Source organism: Luteolibacter sp. LG18 (assembly GCF_036322585.1).
In the GTDB taxonomy this organism is placed as follows: Bacteria; Verrucomicrobiota; Verrucomicrobiia; order Verrucomicrobiales; family Akkermansiaceae; genus Luteolibacter.
Genome location: NZ_AP024600.1, coordinates 5,446,302 through 5,459,213 on the forward strand (window position 1 = coordinate 5,446,302; position 12,912 = coordinate 5,459,213).

The 12,912-nt window shown below is 66.7% G+C and carries 13 protein-coding genes; all 13 read right to left on the reverse strand.

Annotation, left to right across the window (positions count from 1 at the left end; genetic code table 11):
* Positions 1-491 precede the first annotated feature (491 nt).
* Positions 492-3,632, reverse strand: a complete 3,141-nt coding sequence (locus tag llg_RS21665) for an error-prone DNA polymerase (RefSeq protein ID WP_338287155.1) — start codon at positions 3,630-3,632, stop codon at positions 492-494.
* Positions 3,633-3,634: 2 nt separating this feature from the next.
* Positions 3,635-5,125, reverse strand: coding sequence for a hypothetical protein (locus llg_RS21670; protein ID WP_338287156.1), 1,491 nt, complete (start codon positions 5,123-5,125; stop codon positions 3,635-3,637).
* Between the two features lie 4 nt (positions 5,126-5,129).
* Positions 5,130-5,762: a hypothetical protein gene (locus llg_RS21675; RefSeq protein ID WP_338287157.1), complete on the reverse strand. Its 633-nt coding sequence runs from the start codon at positions 5,760-5,762 to the stop codon at positions 5,130-5,132.
* A 389-nt stretch (positions 5,763-6,151) separates the two neighbouring features.
* The gene (locus llg_RS21680; protein ID WP_338287158.1) at positions 6,152-6,568 is read right to left on the reverse strand and encodes a hypothetical protein; all 417 of its coding nucleotides are present in this window, start codon (positions 6,566-6,568) and stop codon (positions 6,152-6,154) included.
* Positions 6,569-6,798: 230 nt separating this feature from the next.
* Positions 6,799-7,194: a thioesterase family protein gene (locus llg_RS21685; protein WP_338287159.1), complete on the reverse strand. Its 396-nt coding sequence runs from the start codon at positions 7,192-7,194 to the stop codon at positions 6,799-6,801.
* 8 nt (positions 7,195-7,202) lie between these two features.
* Positions 7,203-8,450 (reverse strand): beta-ketoacyl-ACP synthase II, encoded by a 1,248-nt coding sequence (gene fabF / locus llg_RS21690; protein ID WP_338287160.1) that lies wholly within the window; start codon positions 8,448-8,450, stop codon positions 7,203-7,205.
* Between the two features lie 162 nt (positions 8,451-8,612).
* On the reverse strand, positions 8,613-8,852 hold the full coding sequence (locus llg_RS21695; RefSeq protein ID WP_338287161.1) for a hypothetical protein: 240 nt from the start codon (positions 8,850-8,852) through the stop codon (positions 8,613-8,615).
* Positions 8,852-9,631: a hypothetical protein gene (locus llg_RS21700; RefSeq protein ID WP_338287162.1), complete on the reverse strand. Its 780-nt coding sequence runs from the start codon at positions 9,629-9,631 to the stop codon at positions 8,852-8,854. The genes llg_RS21695 and llg_RS21700 overlap by 1 nt, the downstream gene beginning before the upstream one ends.
* Positions 9,628-10,074 (reverse strand): biopolymer transporter ExbD, encoded by a 447-nt coding sequence (locus llg_RS21705; protein ID WP_338287163.1) that lies wholly within the window; start codon positions 10,072-10,074, stop codon positions 9,628-9,630. Before llg_RS21705 ends, llg_RS21700 begins: the two co-directional genes overlap by 4 nt.
* Positions 10,071-10,784, reverse strand: a complete 714-nt coding sequence (locus llg_RS21710; RefSeq protein WP_338287164.1) for a MotA/TolQ/ExbB proton channel family protein — start codon at positions 10,782-10,784, stop codon at positions 10,071-10,073. The genes llg_RS21705 and llg_RS21710 overlap by 4 nt, the downstream gene beginning before the upstream one ends.
* Positions 10,785-11,002: 218 nt before the next feature.
* Positions 11,003-11,659: a hypothetical protein gene (locus tag llg_RS21715; RefSeq protein ID WP_338287165.1), complete on the reverse strand. Its 657-nt coding sequence runs from the start codon at positions 11,657-11,659 to the stop codon at positions 11,003-11,005.
* A gap of 277 nt (positions 11,660-11,936) precedes the next feature.
* Positions 11,937-12,293, reverse strand: a complete 357-nt coding sequence (locus llg_RS21720) for a hypothetical protein (RefSeq protein ID WP_338287166.1) — start codon at positions 12,291-12,293, stop codon at positions 11,937-11,939.
* A gap of 24 nt (positions 12,294-12,317) precedes the next feature.
* A complete protein-coding gene (locus llg_RS21725; protein WP_338287167.1) occupies positions 12,318-12,878 on the reverse strand; it encodes an alpha-ketoglutarate-dependent dioxygenase AlkB in 561 nt (186 codons plus the stop codon).
* Between the last annotated feature and the right edge of the window lie 34 nt (positions 12,879-12,912).

Sequence of the window (12,912 nt, forward strand, 5' to 3'; positions counted from 1 at the left end):
TCCTGAAAGCAGAGCTTTCAGCTACACATCTTGTAGCCGCGCTCGTGAGAGCGTGGGGTGGGAGGATTCACCCTCATTCTCGCACGCCCGGCCCTCCCCCAATTCGCCCCCCTCCAAGCCCGGAGGGCGACGCTCCACTAGCCGGTGGCGCAAGCCACCGGACCACGCCCGGATTACGTCCAAGTCCCGGCAGGGACGACGCTGCCTGCGCTCTTTCGGTGGATCCGCCATTCCAGTAGTTTGGAAGGATTCGGAACTCTTCGAACGTCGGACGCGGACATCGATTTGGATCGTCATCCGGCCTCCGTTTGCGTCGCCCCTGTCCGGGGCTTGGGATTCGTGGCCGTCACATACCGGGGGCTTGCGCACCCCGGCTAGGATGCGTCGCCCTCCGGGCTTTGGGAGGTTGGGCGCGAACCCGGGACTGGGGTTGCATGGAAACGGGAAGATCCACCCAACCCACGCTCTCACGAGCGCAGCTACGCCAAGACCTAATGAAAATCATGCGAGGTCGTCCCGTGCGCGGGATCGAATCCCGGCAGGGAACGGACCGCGGTGACATACACCGTCGGCAAGCTTTCGCCCCGCCGCTGCACGCGGCCCTCCGCGAGCAGAAACGACTCGGTGACGATCACCAACCGGAACAGGTCATAGGTCGACTTCGGCACGAACAGGTTCGCGATGCCGGTCTCGTCCTCCAGGCTGATGAAGCAATGCCCCTTCGCCGTGCCGGGCCGCTGTCGACAGATCACCATCCCACCCACCACCACCGGCATGCCGTCCGGCTGGCAATCGAGATCCCGCGCCCGCTGCAAGCGCAGCTCCGTCGATTGCCGCCACAACCTCATCGGATGCGGACCGGTGGACGCTCCCTGCGTTTCCATGTCCGCGCCCAGCCGCTCCGCCATCGCCATCGGCGACAACACCGGCGATGAGCTTTCCTGCCGCAATAGATCGCCGTGGAGCGGCAGCTCGGATTGCCACAGGGCATGGCGACGGTGCACCACCTCCGGCAGATCGTTCAAGGCACCGGCCTTCGCCAGCGCGCGGCGTTCCTTGTCCTTCGGCCGCGTCCGTCCGAGGAAATCCTCCAGCGAATCAAACGCGCGCCCTTCCCGCGCCCGCACGATCCGCGGCAGGAGATCCCCGGACAAGCCCTTCACGCGGTGCAGCCCCAGGCGGATCACCGTTTCCTCCACCACCTCCGTCGCCACTCCGCTGTTCACCACCGATACCGGAAGGAAGCGGATGCCACGGTGCTTCGCATCCTGCATCAGCGTGTGGACCGAATAGAAGCCCATCGGCTGGTGGTTGATAAGCCCGGTGTAGAAGGCCGCGGGGTGATACAACTTCAGCCAGCACGATGCATAGGCGAGGTAGGCGAACGACAACGCGTGGCTCTCCGGGAAGCCGTAGAGGGCGAACTTGCTGATCGCCTCCGCCATTTTCTCCTGCACCTCCTCGCCGTGGCCTCGCTCCGTCATCCCCTTCCGCAGTTCCACCTCGATCCGCTGCATGCGCTCATCGTCCCGGGTGAACGCGATCGCACGGCGGAGTTTGTCCGCCTGCCGGCTGTCGAACCCCGCCATCTTCCGCGCCATCAGCAGCACCTGCTCCTGGAACAAGGCGATCCCATACGTCCGCTCCAGGATCTCCCTGCAATCGTCATGGATGCAATCGACCTTCTCCAGCCCCTGCCGCCGCGCGATCAAGGGATGCACCAGATCGCCCACGATCGGCCCCGGCCGGATGATCGCCACCTGCATGGCGACATCGTAGTAGGAGTTCGGCCGGAACAACGGCAGCGTGGCCATCTGCGCGCGGGACTCCACCTGGAAGGTGCCGATGGTGTCCGCGCGCTGCATCATCTGGAACACCGCCGGGTCCTCCAGCTCCATGCCATCCAGCACGCGCGGCGTGCCGCGTTGCCCGCAGATCTCGATCATGTCCTCCATCGCCGCCAGCATGCCGAGGCCGAGCAGGTCGATCTTCACGATGCCGAGGTCCTCGCCATCGTCCTTGTCCCACTGCACCACCGTGCGGCCCGGCATCGCCGCGCGCTGGATCGGCACCACGGCATCCAGACGCCCCGCGCACACGATGATGCCGCCGGAGTGCTGGCCGAGGTGGCGCGGCTTCCCGAGCACGGCGTTGTAGAGTTTTTCCAGCGCGCCGGAACGCGGATGCGACGGCGGCAGGAACAGCGAGGTCCGCTGCTCGAAGTCCTCCCGCTTCTCCGCCTCCGTCGCCGGCTTGTGCTTCCAGCTCGATGAACCCTCGTTCGAAAACCGGTCGGCGAGGGATTCCGGAAACCCGAGCACCTTCGACATCTCGCGGAACGCCGAGCGCGGCCGGTAGGTGATGACGTTCGCGGTCATCGCGGCCCCGCGTTCGCCGTACTTCCCGAAGACGTATTGGATCACCGACTCGCGTTTCACCCCGGACGGGAAATCGATGTCCACATCCGGCCACGCCACCTGGTCCTCCACCAGGAAGCGGTCGAACAACAGGCCGTTCTTGATGGGATCGACCGACGTGATGCCGAGCGTGAAACACACCACCGAGTTCGCCGCCGAGCCGCGGCCCTGGCACAGGATGCCCTGCGATCGCGCGAAGCGGACGATGTCATGCACCGTGAGGAAGTAGCCGGAGAACCCGAGCCGGTGGATCAGGTCGATCTCCCGCGCCACCTGATTCCAGCCCTCGATGGTGTAGCGCGGATGGATCCGCCCGAACTCCGCCTCCGCCAGCTCGCGCAGTTTCCGCGTCTGATCCGCCATCGTCATCGGCTGGCCGTGCTCGTCGGGAAAGTCCGGGAAGCGGTAGCCGAGATCCTCCAGCGTGAACTCCAGCCGGTCCCGCAAATGCCGCGTGTTCTCCAGCGCCTCGGGCAGATCGGCGAACAGGGCGTCCATCTCCGCGGGTGACTTCAAATGACGCTCGCCATTCACCGCCAGCAACCGCCCCGCGCCATCCAGCGGCATGTGATGGCGCAGGCAGGTGAAGGCGTCCGAGAGCAAACGGTCCGCCTTGTCCGCATGCAGCGGGGCATTGCCCGCCAGCAGGCGCAGCCGCAGGTGCCCGGCCAGATCGACGAGCTGACGGTTCAGGCGCGCCTCATCCCGCAGCCCGTGGCGATGGATTTCCACGTACACGTTCTCCCGCCCGAAGGCCGCCACCAGCTTCTCCGCCGCCAGCAGGGCCGCGCCCTTGTCATTCCGCAGCAGATGCCGGCACACCGGCCCCTCGCGATCGCCGGTCAAGGCGATCACTCCGGAGGGCGCGGGCTGCACCAGGGAATCCCCATGCAGATGGAAACCGGTGAAGCCGCGGCTGAGCGCTTGGTAGCCCTCCCGGTTCACGCACAGCACCGGCAGATGCGAACCATCCGCCAGTTCCCAGGTGGCTCCGACATTCATGCGGATCACGCCGCAGCCATCGCCTTTTAAAAACGCCGCTCGCTTGTGCGCGCGCGCCGAACCGTAAAATCCGCCGTGGTCCGTGATCGCGAGGGCCTCGTAACCGAGCTCCAGCGCGCGGATGACGAGCTCATCCGGCGCATTCGCCCCGCGCAGGAACGAAAACGCCGAACGCGCGTGGAACTCGCCCGCGAAGACCGGTTTCGTTCTCATCGTCACGCATACACGCCCTCGAGCTGCCAACGGTCCGGCGGCACGTAGGCGAGGCGCAGCAGGTGCTGGTCCGCCATCTGGATGTCCCACTCGAAACGCTTCCACTTCGCCTCCGCGTCCCACCATTGGCCGGACATCGGAAATGGCCCCTGGCAATCGACGATCTGTCCCGGATGCGGCCCGGTCAGCAGCGCCAGCGGCCGCGGCACCTCGCCATCGAGATCCGAGGCCACCGCGATCGGACGCGAGGGCCGGTAACGCCGCATCGGCAGCGGTGAGGCCGGTCGACGCTCGTCATCGCCGCAGGACACACCGGAGCCGATCGCGGTCGGCGGCGGCAGCAGCCGGAAATCATCCGGGCGATGCGTGGCGGGCGGCACCGGGATGCCCGTGCGATGCTCCCCCACCAGCGCCTCCACGCGCGCCAGCGTTTCCGCCCAGCGGCCGGGATTCGGGAGCTGGCGGGTGAACCACTCGCGCTGGGCCGCCCCGGGCAAGGCCGTCTCGCCATCGAGGTCCAGCCCCGTCACCGGCGCGGCCAGTTTCAGCGACTCCAGCAGCGTCTGCAACGGCCGCAGCATCTCCACCGGCTCCACCAGCGGCTCCGGCAGGCTGATGGAACGGCACACCGCCTCGCCCGATTCCAGCCGCAGCGTGAGGTGCAGCCGGTTCACCGCCAGATGCCGGCTGGCCAGCCGCGCCGAAAGCGCGTGCAGCAGCCGCTTCAGCACGAACAACATCGGCTCCACCGCGTGCAGCGGCTCCTCGCAATCCACGCTCTGCGCCAGCGATTCCGGCACGCGGTGCAGCCGCAGCAGCCGGCAATGCCGCGCGTGGAGCACCTCGTGCCAATGCCCGGCCTCCGCGCCCAGCCGCTCGGTCACACCCTGCCGCGGCAGCTTCATGAAATCCCCCAGCGTCCGCAGCCCCCACAGCTCCAGCAGCGGGAAAAACGCCGCCTCGCCCACCAGCCGCGCCAGCAGGCCCAGCGGCAGCGCCGCGATCGACACGGACGAGACCGTGCCACCGTCGAAATCCGCGTCCAGCACGCCGAGGTGCGCCAGGTCCGGCGTCTCCGCCCGCACGTGGTGCACCACCGCGCCCTTGATCCAGACATCGTCCAAGTACTGCACCTGCCGTAACGGCGCGTGGGTCAGGTCCAGCAGGATCGTGTCCGGAGCGGTGAGTTCCAAGTCCGGCGTCAACGCCTCCGCCCGCACCAGCAGCTCGCCGAGCAGCTCCCGCTCCACCCGCCGGTTCCGCGGCATCACCAGCAGGTCCGGGCAGCGCACCCGGCCGCGGTCGAGCGTCCAGCCCGCCTCCACCCCGGCATCGCGGGCCGTTTCATTCACGGACAGCAGCGGCAGCCTGCCGCGCGCCTTCTCGTCCTCATGGTCCCCGCCCAGCACCACGCACGGGCGGGTTTGCAACGAAGGATGACCGCGCAGGGCGGCGATGACGGGCAGATCGGCGAGATGAAGGGCGGCGAACATGGCATCAGGTGGCGTGGCGCAGACGCTCCGGCCGCGCCTGCAATCGGTTGAGAAGAACCGGCCGGGGTTCGGAAAAATCGGCGAGCGTGAGGTCCGCCGTCAGCGCGAGCCGCAAGCTGGCGCACGGCACCACCTGCGCGGGCGAGAGCACGATCAGGCGCGAGCCGCTCTGCTCCGCCCCCTGCTTGAGCCGCCACCACGCCGACGCGGGCAGCGCGCGGAGCTGCCGCAGGTCCAGCCCGGCGGCATCCAGCAGCACCGTGGAAAGGGTGCCATCCCGCACCATCAGCTCGCCCGCCTTCAGCATCTCCAGCGCGGAGCCGCAGCGCACCCACAGCACCTTCGAGCACGCGGCGGCGCTGAACGACTCCGGATCGAACCCATCGCCCCCATCCACCAGTGCCAGCTCCGGGAACTCCGCCGCGCGGTCCGGCTCCCCCAGCAGCGCCGCGATCAACAGCCCGAACCCCGACAGCCCCCGTGCCGGCACCACCTCCGAGATCGTCCCCGGCCGGAAAGCCTCCAGATCGGTGAACCGCGCGAACCTTTCCCCCTCCTCCTGAAGCCGCCACGCCTCCGCATGCGCGCCCGGAAACTTCCGGCGCAGCTCGTTTCGCAGTTGGTCGAGGGCGGACACGGCTGGCACTGTAGCCCGCCGGAACAATTGTTCAAGAGAACACTGTTTTTCCATTGCGGCAGTTGGGGTCGCCATGGCGGTGCATCCGCGGAGGTAGGGTCGCACCGCCGGGGCGACCGGGGCGAAGGGCCATGTCCGCTCCCACAGGCGCGTCCCATCCCTTCCTCCACCGGGACGGCGCTCATCCCGCGAACGACGTCCACCGCCCGGTCATCTCGGCGAGATGACCCTACCTTCGCAGCGATCCGCGGAGGTAGGGTCGCACCGCCGGGGCGACCGAGTCGAAGGACCACGTCCGCTCCCACGGGCGCGTCCCATCCCTTTATCTGCGGGGACGGTGCTCATCCCGCGAACGACGTCCACCGCCCGGTCATCTCGGCGAGATGACCCTACCTTCGGCCCGTCCTCAAATCCCATACATAGGGCCAATCTTCCGTCTTCTCCACCAATCCCGCCCGAACCGGATTCTGAAGAATGTAATTTCGCTTCTCTACTCCGCTGTCCTCCGTCCGCAAACGATGATCGAAAAACCCGCGCTGCCATTGAATGCCATGCCGTGAAGCATGCCACCGCTTCCATTCCGCCATCGTCTTCCTCAGGTAAAAATCCCCGGGAAAAGTCACGATGAAATGCACGTGATCCGGCATGGCGAGAAAAAGCGAGCACCGCCATTGACCGCCCTCGTTCCGACGCTCGATGCTTTCCCGTAGATGCGACCAAAGGCCGGGAAATGCGAGCTGGTTGTGACCGCGCGGCTCGCAACACACCGTCACAAACCATGCCTCCTGCGACGGATCGATCCACATCGGAGGGTCATGTGGAAGGTAGTCGCGATCTGGACGGGCCATGTTGGAAACTGGCAAGACCGTCATCACCTCGCAACGGCAAAGGTAGGTCATCTCGCCGAGATGACCGGGCGGACGACGCCGTCCGCGAACCAGACTCCGTCCCCACAGACAAAGGGACGGGACGCGCCGCTGGCAGCGGACGCAACCGTTGGACCCGGTCGCCCCGGCGGTGCGACCCTACCTCCCCTTCAGCCCCCCCCCAGCACCGCCCGCGTCGCCGCGTCGATCTCCAGCGGCTTGCCGACCGCGTTCACGCGCACGGTGACGATCGATCCGGCGGCGCAGCATTCGTCGCCCTTCCAGATCTCGAACACCCAGGTCAGCGAGGTGCCGCCGATTTTCGAAATGCCGAGCCGCACCTCGATCCGGTCCCCGAAGAACATCGGGCGGCGGTAGTCGCAGTCCACATGGACCCGCGGCCAGCCGCCGTTCTCGCGGTCGAAAACATGGATGTCGTTCGCGCGCAAAAAAGCGTGTTCCGCCGCCTCGACGTAGCGGAACACGCTGGGAAAATGCATCAGGCCGCTCGCATCGGTGTCCCCGAAGGCGATCTCCGTGGCGTGGCGATAGAGCGGCGCGTCCATGCGGCGGATCAGACGTAGCGCTTCACCACCACGGTGGCGTTGTGGCCGCCGAAGCCGAAGCTGTTGCTCATCGCCACATCCACCTTCGCCTCGCGGGCGGTGTTCGGGACGACGTCCAGATCGCACTCCGGGTCCTGCTCCTGCACGTTGATCGTCGGCGGGATGACATTGTCGCGGATCGCCATCACGCTGGCGATCAGCTCGATGCCGCCGGCCGCGCCGAGCATGTGGCCGGTCATCGACTTGGTGGAGCTCACCGCCAGGCCGTTGGTGGCGTAGTCGCCGAAGGCGCGCTTGATCGCCTTGGTTTCCGCGATGTCGCCGAGACCGGTGGAGGTCGCGTGGGCGTTGAGATAGTCCACATCCTCCGGGTTCAGCTTGCCGTGGCGCAGCGCCATCTGGATGGCGTAGGCCGGGCCGGAACCGTCCGGGGAGGGCGCGCTGAGGTGGTAGGCATCCGCGCTCACGCCGTAGCCGGCGAGTTCGGCGTAGATCTTCGCACCGCGCTTCAGGGCGTGCTCGAGTTCCTCGATCACCACCACGCCGGCGCCTTCACCCATCACGAAGCCGTCGCGCCCCTTGTCGAACGGGCGGGACGCGCCTTCCGGGTCGTCGTTGCGGGTGCTGAGCGCCTTCATGTTGGCGAATCCGGCGAGGCCCATCGGCAGGATCGTCGATTCCGCGCCACCGCAGACGAAGGCATCGGCGTCGCCGAATTTGATCATGCGCCAGGCTTCCCCGATGTTGTGGTTCGAGGTCGCGCAGGCGGTCACGATCACCATGTTCGGGCCGAGCAGGCCGTGCTCCATGGAAATGATGCCGCTGGCGATGTTGGAAATCATCATCGGGATGGTGAAGGGCGAGACGCGCTTCGGTCCCTTGGTCAGGCAGACCTCGTGCTCCCGCTCCAGCGTGGCCAGGCCACCGATGCCGGAGCCCACCATCACGCCCACGCGGCGCGGGTCGATCGCATTGGTGTCCAGGCCGGAGTCCTCGATCGCCAGCTTCGCGGCGGCCACGCCGAACTGCACGTAGCGGTCGGAACGGCGCGCGTCCTTCGGAGCCTTGAAGTAACTGTCGGCGTTGAAGTTCTTCACCTCACCCGCGATCTTGCACTCAAACGGCTCCGGATCCAGCAGCGTGATCCGACCAATCCCGCTGCGGCCGTTCTTCAGGCCATCCCAGGTGGAGGCCAGATCGTTGCCGAGGGGAGAAATACAACCAATGCCGGTGATGACGACGCGTCGTTCGCTCATAATGAATAGGGGCGCGCTGGGCGCGGGCGCACGATGGAGCCGGAAATCCGCCTAGGCAAGCCCGGAGGGCCCGAAGGCCCCTCGTTCATCGTTCTCCACACGAAACACATAGGTCCTATAGGACTTATAAGTCTTATAGGTCCTATTCTTTCAGGATCGGCGTCAGCCGAGCCTCCGGTCCCGCCCCCGCTCGTTGAGCGCGCCGCAGGCCGGACAGGTCGGGGTGCGTTCGGAGCTGTGGTCCTCGAACGGGTGCAGGCACAACCGGCAGATGATCCGGTGGCGGATCGCCCGCAGCTCCACGCCGCGCCGGGACACCCGGGATACCAGCGTGAACAGGCCCACCAGCCCCAGGGAAACCAGCAGCACGCACAGCACGAACTCGGACAAGGTCACTTCCATCACGGCACGCGGCTGAAATGGATCTCCACGGCGATCCAACCCGCCTTGGCGGCACCGGGACCGAAATGCACCTGGCACAGCCAGGTCCCCAGGGCGCGGGAGAAATCATCCTGCTCCCCGTCCGGCTTCGCCCCATCCAGCGCCACGCACCGCAGCGCGTGGCCCTTTTCCCCCACCTCGACGAGGAACTGCCACGTCGTGGCCGCCATTTCCGGAGACACTTCCCCTTGGAAACGAGGCAGCTCCGCCGGTTTCGCATCCGCCGGCAGTTTCGAAAGCATCGTCAGCCCCGGCACCAGCGGCGCGGGCGCGGCCTCCTTCGGCAGCGGTTCCAGCGGCGGCTGCGGCGGAAACACCCGCTCGCCCCGCGCCGCCACCTGCATCCCCCCGGCCGCCCCGTCCCGCGGAAACTCCCGCAGCGGGCTCCGGTAGCCCGCAGCCGTCACCGGCGGGCGGAACATCTCCCGGTCCAGCGCCTGCACGATGGGCGATTCCTCCGGACGGAACCGGGCCGGAAACGGCCCTTCCTCGTCCGCCCGGACCTCCCACTCCCGGCCTTCCACCGTCCGCGGCACCAGCACCACCGAGGCCTTCCGCTCGATGATCCGCGGCGGCGGCACCACCCGCACTTTCACCGTGCCCAGCAAAATCACCACCAGCAGCGCCACGATCGCCACCGAAACCCAGGTCGCCACATGGAACGTGTCCCCCACCCGCCAGGCGAAAATCAACCCGCTGGCGCGGTCCTTCCGTTCCCGCTTGGTGCCGATCTCGTTCACGGATCCGCCTCCTTCACCGGGGCGGTCTCCCCCGCCCCGACCTGCGCCGGTTTCCCGACCAGCATCACCCGGTAACCTTTCCGCAAGATCAGCTCGGAAACCTCCCGCTCCAGCGCCACCGAAGTGCCCGCATCGGACCGCAGCAGCACCGCGCCCGGCGCCGAGCCGCGCTTTTCATCGAGTTTCCGGCCCAGCCCGTCCAGCGAGGTCACCTCGCGGCCTAGGTAGATCCGCGCCGGCGATCCCGGCCCCAGCGTCACCACCTGCGCGCCGGTGAAGCGCTCCATCTGGAACTTCGAGGGCGGCAGCGTCACCTCTTTCCCCGCCTGCAGGACCAGCGACGGCCCCAGCACGAAGAACATCAGCAACAGCGCGAACAAATTGAACAGCGGGACGACGTGGAGGAAACCCGGCCGTTCCGGCAAGGTCAGCTCCAGCTTCACGAGGCGTCCTCCCCCTTCGCTTTCCGCGCCGTGCGTTTCCGCGCCTCCACCTCCTCACGGAACGAAACGATCGCCGTCTCCTCCCGCGCGTCCGAAATCAGGTTCACCATCTCGATCCCCGCCCGCTCGATGCGGTGCACCAGGCGCTTCGCCCGGCCCAGGAAGTAGAGGTAGAAAAGATACATCGGCACCGCCACCGTGAGCCCCATCACCGAGGTGATCAGCGCCTGGAACACCCCGCCCGCCAGCTCCGCCGGACCGGCATAGCCGCCCTGCTCGCTCACCCGCTGGAAGGTGTCCACCATCCCCAGCAGCGTCCCCAGCATCCCCACCAAGGGAGCCAGCAAGGCCACGCCCAGGATCAAACGGATGTTTTTCTCGATCCGCGGCACCTCCAGTTGCCCCGCCTCCTGGGCCACATCCCGCAGGTCCGAGCGCACCAGATGGTGCCGCAGCAGCAGCGAATGCGCGATCCGCGCCACCGGCCCCGGAGCCCGCGCCGCCTCATGCTGGGCCTCCGCGAAGGCCTTCCGGCGCACATGGTTGGAAAGCCCGACGAGCAGGTCCCCCACGTTGATCCGCGCCCGGTGGAAGAAGAACAACCGCTCCACCACGCACACCGCGCCCACGAACGCGAGCACCAGCAGCACCCACACCAAGGGCCCGCCCTGCTCGATCAGTCCGGAAGGTTCAAGAAATCCGCCGCTCATCGGGCCCCACCCTAGAGCACCCTCCGGCGGGTGACCAGCGCCGATTGCCCGCGATTCTTTCAGAAAATCGGATTTTGCGAACATCTTCGGGAAAGGAGTTGAGCCTTCAGGCGAGGAGGGTCTTCCGGGGGGCGGAGTCGGACGGAGCCGGTTTCCGGAATGGACCTGCCCCCTCTCCCATTCGTGTGCATTCGCGTTCATTCGCGGTTCCTCTCGACTCACGCGGCGCGTTGCAGGGAGCGGTGGTGGCGGGCGTGGTCGATCTCCCCGTGCCAGTGCACCAGCAGGCGGGCCAGCGAGCGGCGGCGGTAGTCCTTCTCCTCCGGGATGTCCGCGAGGTAGTAGCTTTCCAGGAGGTCGAGATCCTCGCTGTCGATCGGACCGAGTTCACGCAGGGCCTTGAGTTCCTTCGGTGACCAGGTGGTGTGCGGCCTTCTGCCCACCATGCCGCCGATGCGCTGCCTCAGGGCGTCCGGGATGGGCGTCTTGCGACGGTTCCGGCTCTCTGCCTCGATCTGGAAGAGATCGTCCGTCGAGGATGATGATGATCGATCCCCCCGTGGGGGTAAGGGGGTAATATCTTCTGAAGAGGAAGACGAAGAAGAAGACTGAAGAGTGGAACCACCCTTGGCACCACCCTTCGCGGCCTTGGCAGGTTTTACGACGCTCTTAGTAGCAACGTTTTCCCGGCGCTTGGCGGCGGATTTGCGGCCTCCTTCGGCGGATTTCTCGCGCCACTCGCGTTGTTTCCCGCGCTCTTCCTCGAGACGGGGATGGATCAATCGCGCGGGGTTTTCCGGATCGGGAATGAAGCAAGCGCGCACCGTTTCGATGACCTCGGTGGCGGCACCCTTGCCGCGTCGGACCCCCGCCATTTCTGAAACGGCAGGGCGCGGTAAGGGCAGATCGGGAAAGCGGATCACGCATCGGTCCGGTCGATGAAGTGCCCGCAGGATGAGGGATTTCCGCAGGCGGGTGGAGTGGACAGGTGGCCAAAAGTCGCCCCCCAAGAACGAATCCGCATCTCGCGAAATATCCCTGGGAAACCGTACTGCTCACCCGATCCCCAAAACCCACACCGTGAGCACAGCGAGCTTCAGAATGGAGAACAGCCTTGGCATGAACGATCCGTCCAAAACCTCGGTTCCCTTCTCACCGATAGCGCGCCACCACCTCTTCGCGCTCACGGCGGAGCCTCTTGAGCCGGATATTCCGCCCTTTCGAGCCAGCCTGCTTCTCCAGCGCCGCGATCTGTTCATCGAGCCGAGCCAGCTTCAGCACCCCGAGTTCCCGCCGCCGCGGCAACCACTCCGCGGCATCCCTCTCCACCTTCGCCGCCAGTTCCTTCCAGCCGTCGTCATCGGCCTTCCGGGGAATCCGCCAGCGTCTGCTCAATTCCCACAACCCACCCTGGCACAGCGGGCAACGCAACTCCGTCACCAGCCCGTGCGCCGCCTCCGCCCGCCGGGCCCAGCGGCAGGCCACACAGATGTAAGTACGGGACGACATGATCCGAAACCATTCCAGCCCCTTCTATCGTCCCTCCAGCTCCTCTGGAGACAGAATCCGGCGGAAAGTCAGGCTGATGCGCGCTCCCGCGGCCGGGTCCTTCTTCACCGCGTGCATCCAGTGCGCCTGCGTGAGCTGGGTCATGTGGAACAGCGAACCGTGCGGCATCGGATAAGCCACGAACCGCGTCGGCTCGGCGATGTTCCGGAACGTCAACTCACGCTCCGCCCCCAGCGAAACGATCGCCACACCGGTGCCCGCCGCCAGATTGTAGGTGGCGTCCGAGTGGAACCCCATGCTGGAGCCACCGGTTTCGTAGTAGTTGATCAGGCAGTTCGTCGGCAGGAATCCCAGCTCCCGCTCGATGTCCGCGCACAATGCCTCCAACCGCGGCGGCATCGGCACCACCTCGTAGTCCACCCCCGAATCATCGTAGGTCTGGCCGAAACACGCGGTCTTCCGCGCCTTCATCCGCTCGTCCCACGCCACCTCGCGGCACAGGTCGTCGAACAGCAGCGTCGCCGCCGCGGGCTCCAGAAACCCCGGCAGGATCGAGGCTTCGGGTTCGGTTTCGATGGAGGCCATGGGATGGAGGGGTTCGTGCTGAATCCACGCCGGA